We start from the raw sequence: 19,587 nt of genomic DNA on the forward strand, positions 1-19,587 counted from the left end.
CTGGGAGGAGGGTTCCCCGGATTTCATCCGGGCTACGGATCTGCGACCGTAGGCTTACGGCTCGATGGCGTCGAGCAACTGCAAGGCCAGGCGCACTCGTTCGGCATTGGGGTAGTTGCGGTTGGCGAGGATCACCAGCCCGGTGTCGCGCGCCGGCAGCAGCAGGATGTAGGCGCCGAAGCCGTTGGTCGAACCGGTCTTGTTCAGCAGCAGGTCACCCTCGGCCGGTTTGGGTGCGCTGAAGCGCTGCAGCGGGTGTGGTTGCAGCGCCATCTCGGCAGAATTGCCGGCCTGCAGTTTCTTCAGGGCGATGGGATAGGCGTAGCGCTCCCAGCCCAGCCCCTGAGTCATGTCGTCCACCTGGTAGTAACCGCGATGAGTGGAACTGATGGCCTGGCGCAGCGGGGCGGGCAGTCTGTCCGGGTGCAGGTTGGCGTCGATGAAGCGCAGCATGTCGGCGCTGGTGGATTTTACCCCGTAGGCTTCGGCATCCAGAGCGCCGGGGCTCACTCGTACCGGCCTGTCGCCACGGTAGCCCCAGGCGTATTGCTTCATGCTGGCCGGGGGAATCTGCACATGGCTTTCCTGCATACCCAGTTGTGGCAGCAGATCCTTCTCCAGCAATTGCTGAAAGGGCTCGGCCAGGCTGGCCGCTGCCAGGTGGCCGAACAGGCCGATGCTGGGGTTGGAATACAGTCGCTGCGTGCCCGGCGGATAGACCGCCTGCCAGTTGCGGAAGTAGTCGAGCGTCTGTTGGTCATTGCTGACCGCATCGGGGAACTGCAGCGGCAGGCCGCCGGCGCTGTAGGTGGCCAGATCCAGCAGGCTGATGTGGTCGAAGGCGCTGTCTTGCAGCGCCGGCAGGTACTGGCTGGCGTTATCGCTGAGGTTCAGCGTGCCGCGTGCTTCTGCATAGGCGCCGAGGGTGGCGGTGAACAGCTTGCTGATCGAGCCCAGCTCGAACAGGGTGTGGCGATTCACGGCCTGGCCGCTTTCACGGGAGGCAACGCCATAGTCGAAGAAATGCGACTGCCCCTTGTGGCTGATGGCGATGGCCATACCGGGAATCGCGTAGGCCTGCAGCGTCGGTTGTACGGCCTTGTCCACTCGCTCCTGCAGTGACGGCGACGCGCTCACCTGGGTGCAGACGAGCAAGGCCAGAGCGGCGAGCAGGGGGCGGCAGGGCTGATACATGTGGGATTCCTTTCAGGGTGGGACGAGCCCGACTGTTCGGGCTCGCTGCAGCGGCAAAACTATGGCTTGGGCCGACTGGCTGAACAAAGGTTCAGGCCCTCACACCCTGTTCACGCAGACGTTTGTACAGAGTGTTGCGGCTCAGGCCGAGGTGGCGGGCCAGGTAGGAAATATTGCCGCCACAGGCCTGGTACTGGCTGGCCAGATCGTCGGGCTCGGATTCGGGCGTCGCTGGCGAGGGCGCGTCCGTGGGCAGGTCGAGAAAGAAATCATCCGGCAGGTGCTCGGCGCGAATGGGCTGATCGTCGGCCATGACCAGTGCCACCTGCAGCACGCTGCTGAGCTGGCGCAGATTGCCGGGCCAGGGGTGGCGCTGGAACAGTTCCAGCACTTCGCGGCTGATGCCGGCCCGTTGCTGGGGTTCACGGTGCTGTTGCCACAGCTTCTCGAACAGCGCCTGCTTGTCGCTGCGCTCACGCAGTGGCGGCAGCTCCAGGTTCAGGCCGCTGATGCGGTAATAGAGGTCGGCGCGGAACTGGCCGCTGTCGACGTCCTGGCGCAGCGGGCGGTTGGTGGCCGAGATCAGGCGCACATCTACTGGATGCAGCTCGCTGCTGCCCAAAGGTTGCACGCAGCGCTCCTGCAACACGCGCAGCAGGCGGGCCTGTACGCGCAGTGGCATGTCGCCGATCTCGTCGAGAAACAGCGTGCCCTGGTGCGCCTTGCGGATCAGGCCGACATGGCCCTTGTGGCTGGCGCCGGTAAAGGCGCCTTTTTCATAGCCGAACAGTTCCGACTCCACCAGCTCCGCCGGAATGGCGGCGCAGTTGACCGCAATGAAGGGCTGGCTGGCGCGTGAGCTGGCCTGGTGCAGCGCCTTGACGAAAACCTCCTTGCCGGCACCGGTTTCCCCCTGCACCAGAATCGGGATGTCTTTCTCCAGTAGGCGTTCGGCCTGGCGGATGGCCTTGTCCATGCGAGCATCACCCAGGCTCAGCGCGTGCAGATGCGGAGCCTGAGGGCTGCTCGTGGCGGCTGGCGGACGAAAATCCCGTGCCTGGATCGGTGCCGGCCGAGCCGGGCGGCGTACCCGCGCGTGGAAGCGGAACTGGCCGGTGGTGCGCAGGTTGAAGGGTTGGCCATCCGGCTGGTTGAGCAACTGCTGCAGTGGCAGGTCGAAGAGCTGCTCGATGGCGCCATAGGTCAGCGGCTGGCCGAGCAGGTTGTCGGCGCGACGGTTGGCCGACACCACACGGCCCTGCTCGTCGAACACCACCAGGCCGGCCCAGGGGCTGTCGAGGTTGTCCAGGCTGGTGTTGAAGCTGAGCAGGTGGTACTGGTCGGCGAACAGCTTGAGGATCAGGCGGTTCTCCACCGACTGGCTCATCATCTTGACCATGCCCAGCGTGTGCGCCGGCGGCAGGTAGCTGTCGCTGGAGACATCGAGCACGGCGATCATGCGCCGCTGTTCGTCGAAGATCGGCGAGGCCGAGCCGGTCATGAAACGGTTCGCCTTGAGGAAGTGTTCATCGTGCTGGATATGCACGGCCTGGCCACAACTGAGTGCGGTGCCAATGGCGTTGGTGCCGGTGTAGCGCTCCAGCCAACTGGCGCCGGCGACGAAACCGGCGGCCTGGCGCGGCTCGATGAAGCGCTGGTCGCCCCAGGACTGCAGCAGCCGGCCCTGGTCGTCGGCGAGCATGATCAAGCAGTTGGAGTTGGCCAGGATGGTGCCGTAGTAGGGCAGTACCTCCTGGTGGGTGGTTTGCACCAGGGCCTGGCGGCTCTCCAGCAGGGCGGACAGCTCGCCTGGCGCGGGCGGGTCGAAGCGTGGGGGGCTCTGGTGGGTCAGGCCATAGTCGCGGCAGCGCGACCAGGACTCCTGGATAAGGGTGTCGTGCGCCGGAGGACGGACAGCTTCGTTCATGGTGCGATCTCTTCTTGTGGCCTCGCGATCTTTGCCGCGATCCGTCCAGTCTCGTTCAAGACTGTTCAAAGTCAACGATCAAAGTGTTCAGTTGTTCACATTCGACTGTTCAAAAGTGTTCAGTCACTGACCGCTTGGCTGTCGCTGCTCTGGGAATATTTTCTTTTAAATCAGCGGCATATGGCGATTCATAAAGCCTTGGCACGCTTGTCGCTGTAGAGGTTCGCAATCGAATGGCACGACAAGAAAAAGGACAGGCCATGTCGCTCAAGCTTGAACACGTCACCCGTATCGTCGACGGCCAGGTGCATATCGACGATGCCTGCCTGAGTTTCGAACCGGGCTCCTTCAACGTTCTGTTGGGCCGTACCCTGGCCGGCAAGACCAGCCTGATGCGCCTGATGGCCGGGCTGGATCGGCCCAGCAGCGGCCGGGTGCTGATGAACGGCGCCGACGTGACCGGCGTGCCGGTACGCCAGCGCAACGTGTCGATGGTCTATCAGCAGTTCATCAACTACCCGACCCTGACGGTGTTCGAGAACATCGCCTCGCCACTGCGCCAGGCCGGCATGGCCAAGGAGCAGATCGTCGAGAAGGTGGAGGCCACCGCGCGCATGCTGCGCATCGAGCAGTTGCTGTCGCGCTACCCGCTGGAGCTGTCCGGCGGCCAGCAGCAGCGCACGGCCATGGCGCGGGCGCTGGTCAAGGACGCATCCTTGATCCTCTTCGACGAACCGCTGGTCAACCTTGACTACAAGCTGCGCGAGGAGCTGCGCCAGGAAATGCGTGAGCTGTTCCAGGCGCGCCACACCATCGCCGTCTACGCCACCACCGAGCCCAACGAGGCACTGGCCCTGGGCGGCACCACCACAATCCTGCATGAGGGGCGGGTGGTGCAGAGCGGCAAGACCGCCGAGGTCTACCATCGCCCGCAGCAGGTGCTGGCCGCCGAGCTGTTCTCCGAGCCGGCGATCAACCTGATGCCGGGGCGTATCAGCGCCGCCGAGGTGAGCTTCGCCGACTGCGTGCACTTTCCCCTCAACCCCGATCTGCGCGATATCGCCGTGGGCGAGTACCGTTTCGGCGTGCGCCCCAGCCATATCGGCCTGGTGCCCTCCAACGACGATGATCTGGAACTGGCGGTGACCGTGGAACTGGCCGAGATCAGCGGCTCGGAAACCTTCCTCCATGTGCGCAACGAGCAGTTCGTGCTGGTGCTGCACCTGCCGGGGGTGCACGAGTACGCGGTGGATACGCCGATCCTCATCTACATCCCCACCCACAAACTCTTCGTTTTCGCCGCCGATGGGCAACTGGTGCAGGCGCCCAGCCGCCGTTCGGGGAGGGCTGCCTGATGGCCGAGATCCGTCTGCACAACCTGGCGCACAGCTACAGCACTGCGCCGAACGCGCCGCAGGATTATGCGATCCGCGAGATGAACCACGTCTGGCAGCAGGGCGGCGCCTATGCGCTGCTGGGGCCGTCCGGCTGCGGCAAGTCCACCTTGCTCAACATCATCTCCGGCCTGCTCAGCCCCTCCCAGGGCGAGGTGCAGTTCGACGGCAAGGCGGTCAACGCGCTGTCGCCGCAGCAGCGCAACATCGCCCAGGTTTTCCAGTTCCCGGTGGTCTACGACACCATGACGGTGTTCGACAACCTGGCCTTCCCGCTGCGCAACCAGGGCATGGACGAAGCGCGGGTGATGAGCAAGGTGCACGAAATCGCCGAAGTGCTGGAGCTACATCCGCTGCTGAACAAGAAGGCGCGCAACCTCACCGCCGACGAGAAGCAGAAGGTGTCCATGGGCCGCGGCCTGGTGCGCGACGATGTGTCGGCGATCCTCTTCGACGAGCCGCTGACGGTGATCGACCCGCACCTGAAGTGGAAGCTGCGGCGCAAGCTCAAGCAGATTCACGAGCAATTCAATATCACCATGGTCTACGTCACCCACGACCAGTTGGAGGCCTCCACCTTCGCCGACAAGATCGCGGTGATGTATGGCGGGCAGATCGTCCAGTTCGGCACGCCGCGCGAGTTGTTCGAGCGCCCTGGGCACACCTTCGTCGGCTATTTCATCGGCAGCCCGGGGATGAACCTGATCGAGGTGCAGCGTTGCGAGGGCGGGGTGCGTTTCGCCGATACCCTGCTGCCGCTGTCGGACGCACTCAACCAGCGTCTCGCCGAGCTGGACGGCAAGCGCCTGCAGGTGGGCATTCGCCCCGAGTTCGTACACATCTGGGAGGGTGCCTACGAAGACGCGCTGTGCGCCCGCGTGCTGCACGTCGAGGATCTCGGCACCTACAAGATCCTCACCTTCGACCTCGACGGCCAGGTGCTCAAGGCGCGCCTGCAGGAGGATCAGCCGGTGCCGCGCGAGCAGGTGTACCTGAGCTTTCCCGCGCAGTGGCTGATGCTCTACGCCGACGACTATCTGGTGGAGGTGGCGCCATGAAGGTACAGAACAACAAGGCCTGGTGGCTGGTGCTGCCGGTGTTCCTGCTGGTGGCCTTCAGCGCCATCGTGCCGATGATGACCGTGGTCAACTACTCGGTGCAGGACATCTTCGACCCGGCCACACGCTATTTTGTCGGTGTCGACTGGTATCGCCAGGTGCTGCAGGATCCGCGCCTGCACGACTCGTTGCTGCGCCAGTTCATCTTCTCCGCCTGCGTACTGCTGATCGAGATTCCGTTAGGCATCGCCATTGCCCTGTGCATGCCGACGCGCGGGCGCTGGGCCTCGCTGTGCCTGATTCTGATGGCCGTTCCGCTGCTGATCCCATGGAACGTGGTGGGCACCATCTGGCAGATCTTCGGCCGCGCCGACATCGGCCTGATGGGCTGGGCGCTGAACGCGCTGGGCTTCGACTACAACTATGCCGCCAACACCATGGACGCCTGGGTGACGGTGCTGGTCATGGATGTCTGGCACTGGACGTCTCTGGTGGCGCTGCTGTGCTATTCCGGCCTGCGCGCCATTCCCGACGTCTATTACCAGGCGGCGCGCATCGACCGCGCGTCGAACTGGGCGGTGTTCCGCCATATCCAGCTACCCAAGCTCAAGAGCGTGCTGCTGATCGCGGTGATGCTGCGCTTCATGGACAGCTTCATGATCTACACCGAGCCCTTCGTGCTCACCGGCGGCGGGCCGGGCAACGCCACCACCTTCCTAAGCCAGACCCTGACGCAAATGGCCATCGGCCAGTTCGACCTGGGCCCGGCGGCGGCGTTCTCGCTGGTGTACTTCCTGATCATCCTGCTGGTGTCCTGGCTGTTCTACACCGCCATGACCCACGACGACAAAACCCGCTGAGGCCGACCATGATGCTGCGCAAACGTCTGGCACTGCTGATCTATTTCCTGTTCATGCTGGTGCCCATCTACTGGCTGCTGAACATGTCGTTCAAGAGCAACACCGAGATTCTCGGCGGGCTCAGCCTGTGGCCGCAGAGTTTCACCCTGGACAACTACCGGGTGATCTTCACCGACCGTAGCTGGTACGAGGGCTACCTCAATTCGCTGTACTACGTCACCCTCAACACCCTGATCTCCCTCAGCGTGGCGCTGCCGGCGGCCTATGCCTTCTCGCGCTACCGCTTTCTCGGCGACAAGCACCTGTTCTTCTGGCTGCTGACCAACCGCATGGCGCCGCCGGCGGTGTTTCTGCTGCCGTTCTTCCAGCTCTATTCGTCCATCGGCCTGTTCGACACCCATATCGCCGTGGCCCTGGCGCACTGCCTGTTCAACGTGCCGCTGGCGGTGTGGATCCTGGAGGGCTTCATGTCCAGTGTGCCCAAGGAGATCGACGAGACGGCCTATATCGACGGCTACAGCTTCCCGAAATTCTTCGTGAAGATCTTCATCCCGCTGATCCGCTCCGGTATCGGCGTCACCGCCTTCTTCTGCTTCATGTTCTCCTGGGTCGAGCTGCTGCTGGCGCGCACCCTGACCTCGGTGGAGGCCAAGCCCATCGCCGCGGTGATGACCCGTACCGTGTCCGCTTCGGGCATCGACTGGGGCGTGCTGGCTGCCGCCGGGGTGCTCACCATCATCCCCGGGATGCTGGTGATCTGGTTCGTTCGCAACCATGTGGCCAAGGGCTTCGCCCTTGGTCGCGTGTAAGGGAGGTTCGTCATGAGCTGGATGGCCTGGACTCTACCCACCGCACTGTTCTTCGTCGGCATTGCCGTGCTGCTGGCCGGCATGACGCTGGTGGAGCTGCGTTGGCCCTGTGTCGAGCGCAAGGGTTTTCTGCCGATCACCACCACCCGTGGTGATCGGCTGTTCATCGGTCTGCTCGGTAGCGCCTATCTGCATCTGCTGGTGATAGGCGTGACCGACTGGAGCGTGTGGATAGCGTCATTGCTATCGCTGTTGTGGTTGTGCGCAGTCATGCGCTGGGGCTGAGCCGGGCTGCTGCCGGTGTGCCTCTCCCCAAATCCCGAGATGGAGGTCTCTATGTTCGACAATAACAACAAGACCCGACATAGCATGGCGTTGGCCGCCTTGCTGGCGTTGTCCGGTTTGAGTGGTGCGGCCTGGGCCGATGCCTATGAAGAAGCCGCGAAGAAATGGATCGCCGAGGAATTCAACCCCTCGACCCTGACCCCCGAGCAGCAGCTCGAGGAACTGAAATGGTTCATCAAGGCCGCCGAGCCGTTCCGTGGCATGGATATCAGTGTGGTGTCGGAAACCATCACCACCCATGAGTACGAGTCCAAGGTGCTGGCCAAGGCCTTCAGCGAGATCACCGGCATCAAGCTGCGCCACGACCTGCTGCAGGAAGGCGACGTGGTGGAGAAACTGCAGACGCAGATGCAGTCGGATCGCAACATCTATGATGGCTGGGTCAACGACTCCGACCTGATCGGCACCCACGCCCGCTATGGCAAGGCCATGGCCATCAGCGACATGATCAAGGGCGAAGCCAAGGACTTCACTTCGCCGACCCTGGATCTCGAAGACTTCATTGGCATTTCCTTCACCACCGGGCCGGACGGCAAGCTTTATCAACTGCCCGACCAGCAGTTCGCCAACCTCTACTGGTTCCGCGCCGACTGGTTCGAGCGCCCGGAACTCAAGGCCAAGTTCAAGGAAATCTACGGCTACGAGCTGGGTGTGCCGGTCAACTGGTCGGCCTACGAGGACATCGCCGAGTTCTTCTCCAAGCACGTCAAGGAGATCGACGGCCAGCGCGTCTATGGCCACATGGACTACGGCAAGAAGGATCCGTCGCTGGGCTGGCGCTTCACCGATGCCTGGTTCTCCATGGCCGGTGGCGGCGACAAGGGTCTGCCCAACGGCCTGCCGGTGGACGAGTGGGGCATCCGTGTCGAAGGCTGTCGCCCGGTGGGCTCCAGCGTCGCCCGTGGCGGTGCCACCAATGCCCCGGCGGCGGTGTTCGCCACACAGAAGTACGTCGACTGGATGCGCCAGTACGCGCCGCCGGAAGCCCAGGGCATGACCTTCTCCGAAGCCGGGCCGGTGCCGGCGCAGGGCGCCATCGCTCAGCAGATCTTCTGGTACACCGCCTTCACTGCCGACATGACCAAACCAGGCCTGCCGGTAGTCAACGAGGACGGCACGCCCAAGTGGCGCATGGCGCCGTCGCCCAAGGGGCCGTACTGGGAGGAGGGCATGAAGCTCGGCTATCAGGACACCGGTTCCTGGACCTTCCTCAAGTCCACGCCGGAGAAGCAGCGCCTGGCCGCCTGGCTCTACGCCCAGTTCGTCACCTCCAAGACCGTGTCGCTGAAGAAGACCCTGGTGGGCCTGACGCCGATCCGCGAGTCGGACATCAACTCGCAAGCCATGACCGACATCGCGCCCAAGCTCGGTGGTCTGGTGGAGTTCTACCGCAGCCCGGCGCGCGTGCAATGGACACCGACCGGCACCAACGTGCCGGACTATCCGCGTCTGGCCCAGCTCTGGTGGCAGTTCATCGCCGAGGCCGCCAGCGGCGACAAGACCCCGCAACAGGCGCTGGATGGCCTGGCTGCCGCGCAGGACACCATGCTTGGTCGTCTGGAGCGTTCCAAGGTGCTGGGCGAGTGCGGGCCCAAGTTGAACGAGCCGCGTGACCCGCAGTACTGGCTCGACCAGCCCGGTGCGCCCAAGCCCAAGTTGGCCAACGAGAAGCCCAAGGGTGAAACCATCGCCTACGACGAGTTGCTCAAGTCCTGGGAGCAGGCGCGCAAGTAATCGAGCTGGCAGAAACGACAACGGCACCCTCGGGTGCCGTTGTGCGTTGTGCAGCGCTGCTTATTGATGCAGGTGTTCGGCCGCGTGCAGGGTATTTTCCAGCAGTCCGGCGCGGGTCATCGGGCCGACACCGCCCGGCACCGGGGTGATCCAGCCGGCGCGGGGCAGGGCGGTCTCGTACACCACGTCGCCCACCAGCTTGCCATCCTCCTGGCGGCTGATGCCGACGTCGATGACGATGGCGCCTTGCTTGATCCATTCACCCTTGACCAGGCCCGGCTTGCCCACGGCTACCACGACTATGTCGGCCTGGCTGACATGGTGGGCCAGATCCTTGGTGAAACGATGGGTGACGGTCACGGTGCAGCCGGCCAGCAGCAGTTCCATGGCCATCGGCCGGCCGACGATGTTCGAGGCACCCACCACCACGGCATGCAGGCCATAGAGATCGACGCCGGTGCTGTGCAGCAGGGTCATGATGCCCTTGGGCGTGCAGGGGCGCAGCAGTGGCATGCGCTGGGCCAGGCGGCCGATGTTGTAAGGGTGGAAGCCATCCACGTCCTTGTCCGGGCGGATGCGTTCGAGCAGAGGGGAGGCATCCAGATGCTCCGGCAGCGGCAGTTGCACCAGAATGCCGTCGATGGTCGGGTCTTCGTTGAGCTCGTCGATCAGGGCAAGCAGGTCGGCCTGGCTGGTCTGAGCCGGCAGATCGTAGGCCCGTGAAACAAAGCCGACTTCTTCGCAATCCTTGCGTTTGTGGGACACATAGACCTGGGAGGCAGGATCGGTACCGACCAGGATCACGGCCAGGCCTGGCGCACGAAGGCCTTGCTGGCGGCGTTCGGCGACACGTTGGGCAATCTGCTGGCGGAGGCTGGCGGCGATCGCCTTGCCGTCGATCAGTTGTGCGGTCATTGCGCTGGTTAACCATTAATTAAGGATGAAAAAAGGACGCGCATTCTCGCATGGGTGCTCACTCGGGCAAAGGCGCCTGCCATGGTTTTCGCGTAACTCCTTTATATAGCTGAACTTTTTTGAAAATTTCTGTTGACGAGGTTGGGGGTCGTCTATAACATTCGCCCCGCTTCTCAGGAACAGCCACTCGCTGGGTGAGACGGCAAGAGCCAAGCCCTGGTGGTGAGGCTGGAGCCGAAAGCTTCTAAGTCTGCGCTAGCGGATGGATAAGCGCCCGTAGCTCAGCTGGATAGAGCATCCGCCTTCTAAGCGGATGGTCGCAGGTTCGAGTCCTGCCGGGTGCGCCATTCGGCGGTCAGGCAATTTGAGTAAGCAATGCAATATGGTGGGCGTAGCTCAGTTGGTAGAGCACAGGATTGTGGCTCCTGGTGTCGTGGGTTCGATTCCCATCGTCCACCCCATATTCCAAAGCGCCAGGCCCAAAGCCTGGCGTTTTTGTTTTAAGCTGCAAACCGCGCGGACGTGGTGAAATTGGTAGACACACCAGATTTAGGTTCTGGCGCCGCAAGGTGTGAGAGTTCGAGTCTCTCCGTCCGCACCATCTTACAAATCCCCCCGATTGCCGCCTGCTTCTAGGGTGACTTCTTCATATCGACCCTCTAGAATGCTTGGCCTTGAATCGGGGCCGGCCTGAGCCGGCTTGTGTCTGTGCAACGAGGAATATCCATGCAAGTTTCTGTTGAAAGCACTTCTGCTCTTGAGCGCCGCATGACCGTCGGCGTACCCGTCGAGCGCATCGAGACCGAAGTCAACAAGCGTCTGCAACAGACTGCCCGTCGTGTAAAGGTTCCTGGCTTCCGCCCCGGCAAGGTGCCGATGAGCGTGATCCGCCAGCGTTACGAAGACGCCGCGCGTCAGGAAGCCCTGGGCGACCTGATCCAGGCCACTTTCTATGAGGCCGTGGTCGAGCAGAAGCTGAACCCGGCTGGTGCCCCGGCCGTCGAGCCGAAGTCCTTCGAGAAGGGCAAGGACCTGGAATACGTCGCCACCTTCGAGGTGTTCCCGGAGTTCCAGGTAACTGGCCTCGACAGCATCGCCATCGAGCGCCTGCAGGCCGAAGTGGTCGACAGCGACGTCGACAACATGCTGGACATCCTGCGCAAGCAGAACACCCGTTTCGAGGCCGTCGAGCGTGCCGCCGAGAATGGTGATCAACTGAACATCGACTTCGTCGGCAAGATCGACGGCGAAGCCTTCGCCGGTGGCAGCGCCAAGGGCACTCAGCTGGTGCTGGGTTCCGGTCGCATGATCCCCGGCTTCGAGGATGCCCTGATCGGCGCCAAGGCCGGTGAAGAGCGCGTGATCAATCCGACCTTCCCCGAGGACTATCAGAACCTCGACCTGGCCGGCAAGACCGCCGAGTTCACCGTGACCGTGAACAGTGTTGCCGCCCCGCAACTGCCTGAGCTGAATGAAGAGTTCTTCGCCCTGTTCGGCATCAAGGAAGGTGGTCTGGAAGGCTTCCGCACCGAAGTTCGCAAGAACATGGAGCGCGAGCTGCGTCAGGCCATCAAGTCCAAGGTCAAGAACCAGGTAATGGACGGCCTGCTGGCTGCCAACCCGGTGGAAGTGCCGAAAGCCCTGATCAGCAACGAAGTGGATCGTCTGCGCGTGCAGGCCGTTCAGCAGTTCGGCGGCAACATCCAGCCCGACCAACTGCCGGCCGAGCTGTTCGAGGAGCAGGCCAAGCGTCGCGTCGTTCTGGGTCTGATCGTCGCCGAAGTGGTCAAGCAGTTCGAGCTCAAGCCCGACGAAGCCCGCGTGCGTGAGCTGATCGAGGAAATGGCCTCTGCCTACCAGGAGCCCGAGCAGGTCGTCGCTTGGTACTACAAGAACGACCAGCAGATGAACGAAGTGCGTTCGGTTGTACTGGAAGAGCAAGTTGTAGATACTGTTCTGCAGAAGGCCAACGTGACCGACAAAGCGGTTTCCTACGAAGATGCAGTCAAGCCGGCGGAAGCTCCGAAAGCCGACTGATCGCTTCACCTCGTTCGAGTACACCACCATAAGCCAGCCTCCGTGCTGGCTTATGCGTATTTGAGACATGACTATTAGGGAGTGAGCGCAAGACATGTCCCGCAATCCTTTTATGCAAAACATGCCTGAAATTCAGGCCGCTGGCGGCCTGGTGCCGATGGTCATCGAGCAATCCGCTCGTGGCGAGCGTGCCTACGACATCTACTCGCGCCTGCTCAAGGAGCGGGTGATCTTCATGGTCGGCCAGGTCGAGGACTACATGGCCAACCTGATCTGCGCCCAGCTGCTGTTCCTGGAGGCAGAGAACCCGGACAAGGACATCCACCTGTACATCAACTCGCCAGGTGGCTCGGTGACCGCTGGCATGGCCATCTACGACACCATGCAGTTCATCAAGGCGGACGTGTCCACCACCTGCATCGGTCAGGCCTGCAGCATGGGTGCCTTCCTGCTGGCCGGTGGCGCCAAGGGCAAGCGTTTCTGCCTGCCCAACTCGCGCGTGATGATCCACCAGCCGTTGGGCGGCTTCCAGGGCCAGGCCTCGGACATCGAGATCCACGCCAAGGAAATCCTCTTCATTCGTGAGCGCTTGAACCAGTTGCTGGCCCACCATACCGGCCAGAGCCTGGAAACCATCGAGCGCGACACCAACCGCGACAATTTCATGAGCGCCTCGCGCGCCATGGAGTACGGTATCGTTGACGCTGTGCATGAAAAGCGTCAAATGCCTGTCTAGATGAGGCATCGGCAGCGGGCATCCGCCATTGGCGCCACCGGCGCCCTTGAAAATGCCCGCATTTGCCTTCATCTTGTGTTTCAAGCCTACCGTATTGGATTGATCGAATGACTGATACTCGTAACGGTGAGGACAACGGCAAACTGCTTTATTGCTCCTTCTGCGGCAAGAGCCAGCACGAAGTGCGCAAGTTGATCGCCGGTCCCTCCGTCTTCATCTGCGACGAATGCGTCGACCTGTGCAACGACATCATCCGTGAGGAGGTGCAGGAAGCGCAGGCCGAGAGCAACGCGCACAAACTTCCGGCGCCCAAGGAAATCAGCAGCATCCTGGATCAGTACGTGATCGGCCAGGAGCGTGCGAAGAAGGTGTTGTCGGTAGCGGTGTACAACCACTACAAGCGCCTCAACCAGCGCGACAAGAAAGACGATGTCGAGCTGGGCAAGAGCAACATCCTGCTGATCGGTCCGACCGGTTCGGGCAAGACGCTCTTGGCCGAAACCCTGGCGCGCCTGCTCAATGTGCCGTTCACCATCGCTGATGCCACCACCCTGACCGAAGCCGGTTACGTGGGTGAGGACGTCGAGAACATCATTCAGAAGCTGCTGCAGAAGTGCGACTACGATGTCGAGAAGGCCCAGATGGGTATCGTCTACATCGACGAGATCGACAAGATCTCGCGCAAGTCGGACAACCCGTCGATCACCCGTGACGTATCGGGTGAGGGCGTGCAGCAGGCGCTGCTCAAGCTGATCGAGGGCACCGTGGCCTCGGTTCCGCCGCAGGGCGGGCGCAAGCATCCGCAGCAGGAATTCCTGCAGGTGGACACGCGTAACATCCTGTTCATTTGCGGCGGCGCCTTCGCTGGCCTGGAAAAGGTCATTCAGGCCCGTTCCACCAAGGGTGGCATCGGCTTCGGTGCGGAAGTGCGCAGCAAGCAGGAAGGCAAGAAGATCGGCGAATCCCTGCGTGAAGTGGAGCCGGACGATCTGGTCAAGTTCGGTCTGATTCCCGAGTTCGTCGGTCGTCTGCCGGTGATCGCCACCCTGGAAGAGCTGGACGAAGCGGCCCTGGTGCAGATTCTCACCGAGCCGAAGAACGCGCTGACCAAGCAGTACGCCAAGCTGTTCGAGATGGAAGGCGTGGATCTGGAGTTCCGCTCCGATGCGCTCAAGTCCGTGGCGCAGAAGGCGCTGGAGCGCAAGACCGGTGCTCGTGGCCTGCGTTCGATCCTCGAAGGCATTCTGCTCGACACCATGTACGAGATCCCGTCCCAGCAGGACGTGAGCAAGGTGGTGATCGACGAGAGCGTCATCGACGGCAGTTCCAAGCCGCTGCTGATCTACGAGAGCAGCGAGCCTCAGGCCAAGGCTGCGCCGGACGCCTGATCGCGTTGTCACCCGATGCAAAGAAGGGGCCTCACGGCCCCTTCGCTTTTCTGGACATTGCGCTTGTTTTTTATGGGAGCTACCCCCATCTTTAAAGCCAAGGGTAATCCCGCCTGTTTACGGCCCTTGGGCCGCTGCTGAGCCGAAATCATGAAGACAACCATCGAATTGCCTCTCCTGCCATTGCGCGATGTAGTGGTCTATCCGCACATGGTCATCCCGCTTTTCGTCGGGCGCGAGAAATCCATCGAGGCCCTGGAGGCAGCGATGACGGGCGACAAGCAGATTCTGCTGGTGGCCCAGAAGAATCCGGCGGTCGATGATCCGGGTGACGAGGATCTCTACCGTGTCGGCACCGTCGCCACCGTCCTGCAACTGCTCAAACTGCCCGACGGTACCGTCAAGGTGCTGGTCGAGGGTGAGCAGCGCGGCGTCATCGAGCGCATCTTCGAGCGCGAGGAGCACTGCCGTGCCGAAGTGCAGCTGATCGAGGAAAGCGATACCGCCGAGCGCGAGTCGGAAGTGTTCACGCGCAGCCTGCTGAGCCAGTTCGAGCAATACGTGCAGTTGGGCAAGAAGGTGCCGGCCGAGGTGCTGTCTTCGCTCAACAGCATCGATGAGCCCAGCCGCCTGGTCGATACCATGGCCGCGCACATGGCGCTGAAGATCGAGCAGAAGCAGGAAATCCTCGAGATCACCTCGCTGTCGGCGCGCGTCGAGCACGTGCTGGCGTTGCTGGATGCCGAGATCGACCTGCTGCAGGTGGAAAAACGCATCCGTGGCCGCGTGAAGAAGCAGATGGAGCGCAGCCAGCGCGAGTACTACCTGAATGAGCAGATGAAGGCCATTCAGAAGGAGCTGGGTGACATCGACGAAGGCCACAACGAGCTCGACGAGCTGCGCAAGCGCATCGACAATGCCGGCCTGTCCAAGGAGGCGCTGACCAAGGCCAATGCCGAGCTGAACAAGCTCAAGCAGATGTCGCCGATGTCTGCCGAGGCCACCGTGGTGCGTTCCTACATCGACTGGCTGGTGAACGTGCCGTGGAAGGCCGAGAGCAAGGTGCGCCTGGATCTGGCCCGTGCCGAGAGCATCCTCGATGCCGACCATTACGGTCTGGAAGAGGTCAAGGAGCGCATCCTCGAGTATCTTGCCGTGCAGAAGCGGGTGAAGAAGCTCAAGGGCCCGGTGCTGTGCCTGGTCGGCCCGCCCGGCGTGGGCAAGACCTCGCTGGCCGAGTCCATCGCCACCGCCACCAACCGCAAGTTCGTGCGCATGGCCCTGGGCGGTGTGCGTGACGAGGCCGAGATCCGTGGTCACCGTCGTACCTACATCGGTTCCATGCCCGGCCGTCTGATCCAGAAGATGACCAAGGTGGGCGTGCGCAACCCGCTGTTCCTGCTCGACGAGATCGACAAGATGGGCCAGGACATGCGCGGCGACCCTGCCTCCGCGCTGCTCGAGGTGCTCGATCCGGAGCAGAACCACAACTTCAACGATCACTACCTGGAGGTCGATTACGACCTGTCGGACGTGATGTTCCTCTGCACCGCCAACTCGATGAACATTCCCGGCCCGCTGCTGGACCGCATGGAAATCATCCGTCTGCCGGGCTACACCGAGGACGAGAAGGTCAACATCGCCATCAAGTACCTGGCGCCCAAGCAGATCAAGGCCAATGGCCTGAAGAAGGGCGAGCTGGAGTTCGAGGAAGCGGCGATTCGCGACATCATCCGCTACTACACCCGCGAAGCCGGTGTACGCAGCCTGGAGCGGCAGATCGCCAAGGTGTGCCGCAAGGCCGTGAAGGAGCATGCCAAGGAGAAGCGCTTCCAGGTCAGCGTCACGGCCGATTCGCTGGAGCATTTCCTCGGCGTGCGCAAGCACCGCTATGGCCTGGCCGAGCAGCAGGATCAGATCGGCCAGGTGACCGGCCTGGCCTGGACTCAGGTGGGTGGCGAGCTGCTCACCATCGAGACGGCCGTGGTGCCGGGCAAGGGCAATCTGATCAAGACCGGCTCGCTCGGTGACGTCATGGCCGAGTCCATGACGGCGGCCATGACCGTGGTGCGCAGCCGGGCTCAAAGCCTGGGGATCGCCACCGACTTCAACGAGAAGCGCGACGTTCACATCCATATGCCCGAGGGTGCCACGCCCAAGGATGGCCCCAGCGCGGGTATCGGCTTGTGTACGGCGCTGGTGTCGGCGCTGACGCAGATTCCGGTGCGGGCCGATGTGGCCATGACCGGGGAGATCACCCTGCGTGGTCAGGTGCTGGCCATCGGCGGGCTCAAGGAAAAACTTCTGGCCGCGCATCGCGGGGGGATCAAAACTGTGATCATCCCGGAAGAAAACGTGCGCGATTTGAAGGAAATTCCGGAAAATATTAAACAAGATCTGCAGATTAAACCCGTTAAATGGATTGACGAGGTCCTGCAAATTGCGCTGCAATACGCGCCGGAGCCCTTGCCCGATGCGGCTCCCGAGATGGTTGCAACGGATGACAAACGCGAGTCTGATTCCAAGGAGCGAATCAGCACGCATTAGTGGGGTGGCTTCCTTGACACATTTTTTGAGCCCTTGTTATAAAGCGGCTCTTATTGCGTCAGCAGGCTATCCAGCGCCCGCTTTGCTTACATTAAAAATCAAGAAACAAACTAAACAGAAATAAGGGGACTTTAGAGTGAACAAGTCGGAACTGATCGATGCTATCGCTGCATCTGCTGATATCCCGAAAGCTGTTGCTGGCCGCGCGCTGGATGCAGTGATTGAATCCGTCACTGGCGCTCTGAAAGCTGGTGATTCCGTCGTACTGGTTGGTTTCGGTACCTTCGCTGTCAAAGAGCGTGCTGCTCGCACCGGCCGTAACCCGCAGACCGGCAAGCCGATCAACATCGCTGCTGCCAAGATCCCGGGCTTCAAAGCTGGCAAGGCTCTGAAAGACGCCGTCAACTAAGCGTCTTCCGGGTTTGCCTCGCCTCGGGGTTCGCCCTGTGGTCAGTCGGGAGGCAGGGCAAGGCAGTCGCTGACTCCTTTCACCCGACACGTTACGAGAAGGCGCATCCACAGGATGCGCCTTTCTTCTATCTGGACATTACCCACGCTGCGCGACTGGTGACTCTGTACAGTCGTTCTGGGGGAAGCATGCTGCAAAACATCAGGGACAATTCACGCGGTTGGATTGCCAAAACCATCATCGGTCTCATCGTGATCTTGATGGCCTTCACTGGCGTCGAGGCCATCTACACCGGCACCAGCAATCGCAATAACGCGGCAGAGGTGAATGGCGACACCATCACCCTCAACGAACTCAACCAGGCTGTCGAGATGCAGCGCAGGCAACTGCTGCAGCAGCTCGGCCGTGATTTCGACCCTTCTCTGCTCGATGAAAAGCTACTGCGCGAAGCGGCGCTGAAGGGCCTGATCGACCGCAAACTGCTGCTGCAGGGCGCCAAGGACGCAGGCTTTGCCTTCTCGCAGCCGGCGCTGGATCAGGTCATCCTGCAGACGCCGGAATTCCAGACCGATGGCCGTTTCGATGCAGCCCGCTACGACCAGGTGATCCGGCAGATGGGCTACACCCGCCTGCAGTTCCGCCAGATGCTGGAAGAGGAAATGCTCATCGGCCAACTGCGCGCCGGTATCGGTGCCAGCAGTTTCGTGACCGAAGAACAGGCCCGTGCCTATGCCAGCCTCGAACGTCAGACCCGCGATTTCGCCAGCTTCACGGTCAAGGCCGATGCGGCTGCGATCAAGGTTGCCGATGATGAGGTGAAAGCCTACTACGATGAGCATGCCAGCGAGTTCATGAGCCCCGAGCAGGTGGTGCTGGAGTACGTGCAGCTGGACAAGGAGCGCCTGTTCGATCAGGTCAAGGTCACCGACGAAGAGCTGCAACCGCTTTACCAGAGCGAGATCGCCAACCTGGCCGAGCAGCGTGACGCGGCGCATATCCTGATCGAGGGTGATGACGACGCAGCGAAGAAGAAGATCGAAGAGATCAAGGCGCGGATCGATGCCGGCGAAGACTTTGCCGCATTGGCCAAGGAGTTTTCCCAGGATCCAGGCTCGGCCGCCAACGGTGGTGACCTGGGTTATGCCGGGCCGGGCGTGTATGACCCCGCCTTCGAGAAAGCCCTCTACGCACTCAAGCAGGGCGAAGTGTCGGCGCCGGTGAAGAGCTCGTTCGGCTGGCACCTGATCAAGCTGCTGGGCGTGCAGTCGCCGGAAGTGCCGAGCTTCGCCAGTATCCGGGACAAGCTGGCCCGCGATTACAAGGAGCAGCAGGTCGAGAAGCGCTTCGTCGAACTGAGCAAGGAGCTGGAAGACTCGGCATTCGAGTCAGCCGATCTGACCCAGCCTGCCCAGGAACTGGGCCTCGAGGTGAAGGTCACCGAACCCTTCGGGCGTGAGGGTGGCAGCAGCGGTATCACGGCCAATCGCCAGGTGCTGCAGGCTGCATTCAGCCCCGAAGTGCTGGAGGAGGGTGCCAACAGCTCGACCATCGAACTCGACCCGAGCAATGTCGTGGTGGTTCGCCTCAAGCAGCATCTCAAGCCTGAGCAACTGCCGCTGGAGCAGGTGGCCGAGAGCATTCGCAACCATCTCGCGCAGGAGCGCGCCACCGCTGCTGCCAAGACCGAAGGCGAGCGGCTGCTGGCGGCGGTCAAGGCCGGTGACGAGAAGACTCAGACCTGGGCACGCCAGGAAGCGGTTACCCGCAGTCAGGAGGGTGTCGAGCCCAAGGTGCTGCAAACGCTGTTCCGCATGGTCAAGCCTGAATCCAAGGATGCCCCCAGCTACGCAGGCGTGGTGCTGAACAACGGCGACTACGTGGTGCTGCGTCTGGATGGCGTGAGCGTGCCGGAGGGGGCGCTGAGCGAGAAGGAGCTGGCGATGTACCGCAATTTCCTCGCCTCGCGTGAAGGTCAGCAGGACTTCGCGGCCTACCGTAAGCAGTTGCAGGACAAGGCTGATATCGAGCGCTTCTGATTGCCGTGCGCCTCGCAAGAGGCGCATGAAAGGCCATAAAAAAACCCGCACCAGGTGCGGGTTTTTTGTTGCCTCTAGTGGGAGTATTGGACGTGAGCCATGGTGCCGAACTTGGCATGGCCCGGCGGACTGTTCGCTGGCGCTCCTGAGTCCGCCCTACGGTTGAGCAGCACTCCGTGCTAATTCTGGGTTACCGCT

At 62.1% G+C, this 19,587-nt stretch carries 15 protein-coding genes and 3 tRNA genes; 15 read left to right on the forward strand and 3 right to left on the reverse strand.

All coding sequences use genetic code 11. From position 1 onward, the window contains the following. Positions 1-54: 54 nt before the first annotated feature. Positions 55-1,194, reverse strand: coding sequence for a class C beta-lactamase (gene ampC / locus ACSVIK_RS13335; RefSeq protein ID WP_442444784.1), 1,140 nt, complete (start codon positions 1,192-1,194; stop codon positions 55-57). A 91-nt stretch (positions 1,195-1,285) separates the two neighbouring features. After that, complete coding sequence (locus tag ACSVIK_RS13340; protein WP_442444785.1) at positions 1,286-3,121, reverse strand: sigma-54-dependent Fis family transcriptional regulator; 1,836 nt, start codon at positions 3,119-3,121, stop codon at positions 1,286-1,288. Between the two features lie 260 nt (positions 3,122-3,381). On the opposite strand from ACSVIK_RS13340, the gene ACSVIK_RS13345 reads away from it, so the two are divergent. From ACSVIK_RS13345 to ACSVIK_RS13370, 6 genes are read left to right on the forward strand one after another with little or no spacing between them, the layout of a single operon-like run. Further along, positions 3,382-4,476, forward strand: coding sequence for an ABC transporter ATP-binding protein (locus ACSVIK_RS13345; protein WP_442444786.1), 1,095 nt, complete (start codon positions 3,382-3,384; stop codon positions 4,474-4,476). Beyond that, complete coding sequence (locus ACSVIK_RS13350) at positions 4,476-5,573, forward strand: ABC transporter ATP-binding protein (RefSeq protein WP_442444787.1); 1,098 nt, start codon at positions 4,476-4,478, stop codon at positions 5,571-5,573. Before ACSVIK_RS13345 ends, ACSVIK_RS13350 begins: the two co-directional genes overlap by 1 nt. After that, entirely contained in the window at positions 5,570-6,433 is an 864-nt protein-coding gene (locus tag ACSVIK_RS13355; protein ID WP_442444788.1) for a carbohydrate ABC transporter permease, read from the forward strand. The genes ACSVIK_RS13350 and ACSVIK_RS13355 overlap by 4 nt, the downstream gene beginning before the upstream one ends. An 8-nt stretch (positions 6,434-6,441) precedes the next feature. After that, complete coding sequence (locus ACSVIK_RS13360; RefSeq protein ID WP_442444789.1) at positions 6,442-7,242, forward strand: carbohydrate ABC transporter permease; 801 nt, start codon at positions 6,442-6,444, stop codon at positions 7,240-7,242. A 12-nt stretch (positions 7,243-7,254) separates the two neighbouring features. Continuing rightward, a complete protein-coding gene (locus ACSVIK_RS13365; protein ID WP_119691160.1) occupies positions 7,255-7,527 on the forward strand; it encodes a DUF2160 domain-containing protein in 273 nt (90 codons plus the stop codon). Between the two features lie 51 nt (positions 7,528-7,578). After that, positions 7,579-9,321 carry an ABC transporter substrate-binding protein gene (locus ACSVIK_RS13370; RefSeq protein WP_442444790.1) on the forward strand — a complete coding sequence of 581 codons (1,743 nt, stop codon included), beginning with the start codon at positions 7,579-7,581 and terminating at the stop codon, positions 9,319-9,321. A gap of 60 nt (positions 9,322-9,381) precedes the next feature. On the opposite strand, the gene folD is transcribed toward ACSVIK_RS13370, so the two are convergent. Next, positions 9,382-10,236 (reverse strand): bifunctional methylenetetrahydrofolate dehydrogenase/methenyltetrahydrofolate cyclohydrolase FolD, encoded by an 855-nt coding sequence (gene folD / locus ACSVIK_RS13375; RefSeq protein WP_442444791.1) that lies wholly within the window; start codon positions 10,234-10,236, stop codon positions 9,382-9,384. 270 nt (positions 10,237-10,506) lie between these two features. On the opposite strand from folD, the gene ACSVIK_RS13380 reads away from it, so the two are divergent. From ACSVIK_RS13380 to ACSVIK_RS13420, 9 genes are all read left to right on the forward strand, one after another. After that, a tRNA-Arg gene (locus ACSVIK_RS13380) sits at positions 10,507-10,583 on the forward strand. A gap of 38 nt (positions 10,584-10,621) precedes the next feature. Next, positions 10,622-10,697, forward strand: a tRNA-His gene (locus tag ACSVIK_RS13385). Positions 10,698-10,752: 55 nt separating this feature from the next. Next, a tRNA-Leu gene (locus ACSVIK_RS13390) sits at positions 10,753-10,837 on the forward strand. A gap of 125 nt (positions 10,838-10,962) precedes the next feature. Next, entirely contained in the window at positions 10,963-12,273 is a 1,311-nt protein-coding gene (tig, locus tag ACSVIK_RS13395; protein WP_442444792.1) for a trigger factor, read from the forward strand. 94 nt (positions 12,274-12,367) lie between these two features. Continuing rightward, positions 12,368-13,009 (forward strand): ATP-dependent Clp endopeptidase proteolytic subunit ClpP, encoded by a 642-nt coding sequence (clpP, locus tag ACSVIK_RS13400; protein ID WP_268183785.1) that lies wholly within the window; start codon positions 12,368-12,370, stop codon positions 13,007-13,009. A 107-nt stretch (positions 13,010-13,116) separates the two neighbouring features. Next, positions 13,117-14,397: an ATP-dependent Clp protease ATP-binding subunit ClpX gene (gene clpX / locus ACSVIK_RS13405; RefSeq protein WP_442444793.1), complete on the forward strand. Its 1,281-nt coding sequence runs from the start codon at positions 13,117-13,119 to the stop codon at positions 14,395-14,397. A 150-nt stretch (positions 14,398-14,547) separates the two neighbouring features. Next, positions 14,548-16,944, forward strand: coding sequence for an endopeptidase La (gene lon / locus ACSVIK_RS13410; RefSeq protein ID WP_442444794.1), 2,397 nt, complete (start codon positions 14,548-14,550; stop codon positions 16,942-16,944). A 136-nt stretch (positions 16,945-17,080) separates the two neighbouring features. After that, positions 17,081-17,353, forward strand: a complete 273-nt coding sequence (gene hupB, locus ACSVIK_RS13415; protein WP_003282502.1) for a nucleoid-associated protein HU-beta — start codon at positions 17,081-17,083, stop codon at positions 17,351-17,353. 188 nt (positions 17,354-17,541) lie between these two features. Beyond that, positions 17,542-19,389, forward strand: coding sequence for a SurA N-terminal domain-containing protein (locus ACSVIK_RS13420; RefSeq protein ID WP_442444795.1), 1,848 nt, complete (start codon positions 17,542-17,544; stop codon positions 19,387-19,389). The last annotated feature ends 198 nt before the right edge of the window (positions 19,390-19,587 follow it).

Source organism: Pseudomonas sp. NCHU5216 (assembly GCF_052156495.1).
Lineage (GTDB): Bacteria > Pseudomonadota > Gammaproteobacteria > Pseudomonadales > Pseudomonadaceae > Aquipseudomonas.

What these genes read in the sequence shown, in the direction of transcription:
- folD (WP_442444791.1), bottom strand. Translation starts at nt 10,236, where the DNA reads ATGACCGCACAACTGATCGACGGCAAGGCGATCGCCGCCAGCCTCCGC.
- ACSVIK_RS13355 (WP_442444788.1), top strand. Translation starts at nt 5,570, where the DNA reads ATGAAGGTACAGAACAACAAGGCCTGGTGGCTGGTGCTGCCGGTGTTC.
- ampC (WP_442444784.1), bottom strand. Translation starts at nt 1,194, where the DNA reads ATGTATCAGCCCTGCCGCCCCCTGCTCGCCGCTCTGGCCTTGCTCGTC.
- lon (WP_442444794.1), top strand. Translation starts at nt 14,548, where the DNA reads ATGAAGACAACCATCGAATTGCCTCTCCTGCCATTGCGCGATGTAGTG.
- ACSVIK_RS13365 (WP_119691160.1), top strand. Translation starts at nt 7,255, where the DNA reads ATGAGCTGGATGGCCTGGACTCTACCCACCGCACTGTTCTTCGTCGGC.
- ACSVIK_RS13350 (WP_442444787.1), top strand. Translation starts at nt 4,476, where the DNA reads ATGGCCGAGATCCGTCTGCACAACCTGGCGCACAGCTACAGCACTGCG.
- tig (WP_442444792.1), top strand. Translation starts at nt 10,963, where the DNA reads ATGCAAGTTTCTGTTGAAAGCACTTCTGCTCTTGAGCGCCGCATGACC.
- ACSVIK_RS13420 (WP_442444795.1), top strand. Translation starts at nt 17,542, where the DNA reads ATGCTGCAAAACATCAGGGACAATTCACGCGGTTGGATTGCCAAAACC.
- ACSVIK_RS13370 (WP_442444790.1), top strand. Translation starts at nt 7,579, where the DNA reads ATGTTCGACAATAACAACAAGACCCGACATAGCATGGCGTTGGCCGCC.
- clpP (WP_268183785.1), top strand. Translation starts at nt 12,368, where the DNA reads ATGTCCCGCAATCCTTTTATGCAAAACATGCCTGAAATTCAGGCCGCT.
- ACSVIK_RS13360 (WP_442444789.1), top strand. Translation starts at nt 6,442, where the DNA reads ATGATGCTGCGCAAACGTCTGGCACTGCTGATCTATTTCCTGTTCATG.
- clpX (WP_442444793.1), top strand. Translation starts at nt 13,117, where the DNA reads ATGACTGATACTCGTAACGGTGAGGACAACGGCAAACTGCTTTATTGC.
- ACSVIK_RS13340 (WP_442444785.1), bottom strand. Translation starts at nt 3,121, where the DNA reads ATGAACGAAGCTGTCCGTCCTCCGGCGCACGACACCCTTATCCAGGAG.
- ACSVIK_RS13345 (WP_442444786.1), top strand. Translation starts at nt 3,382, where the DNA reads ATGTCGCTCAAGCTTGAACACGTCACCCGTATCGTCGACGGCCAGGTG.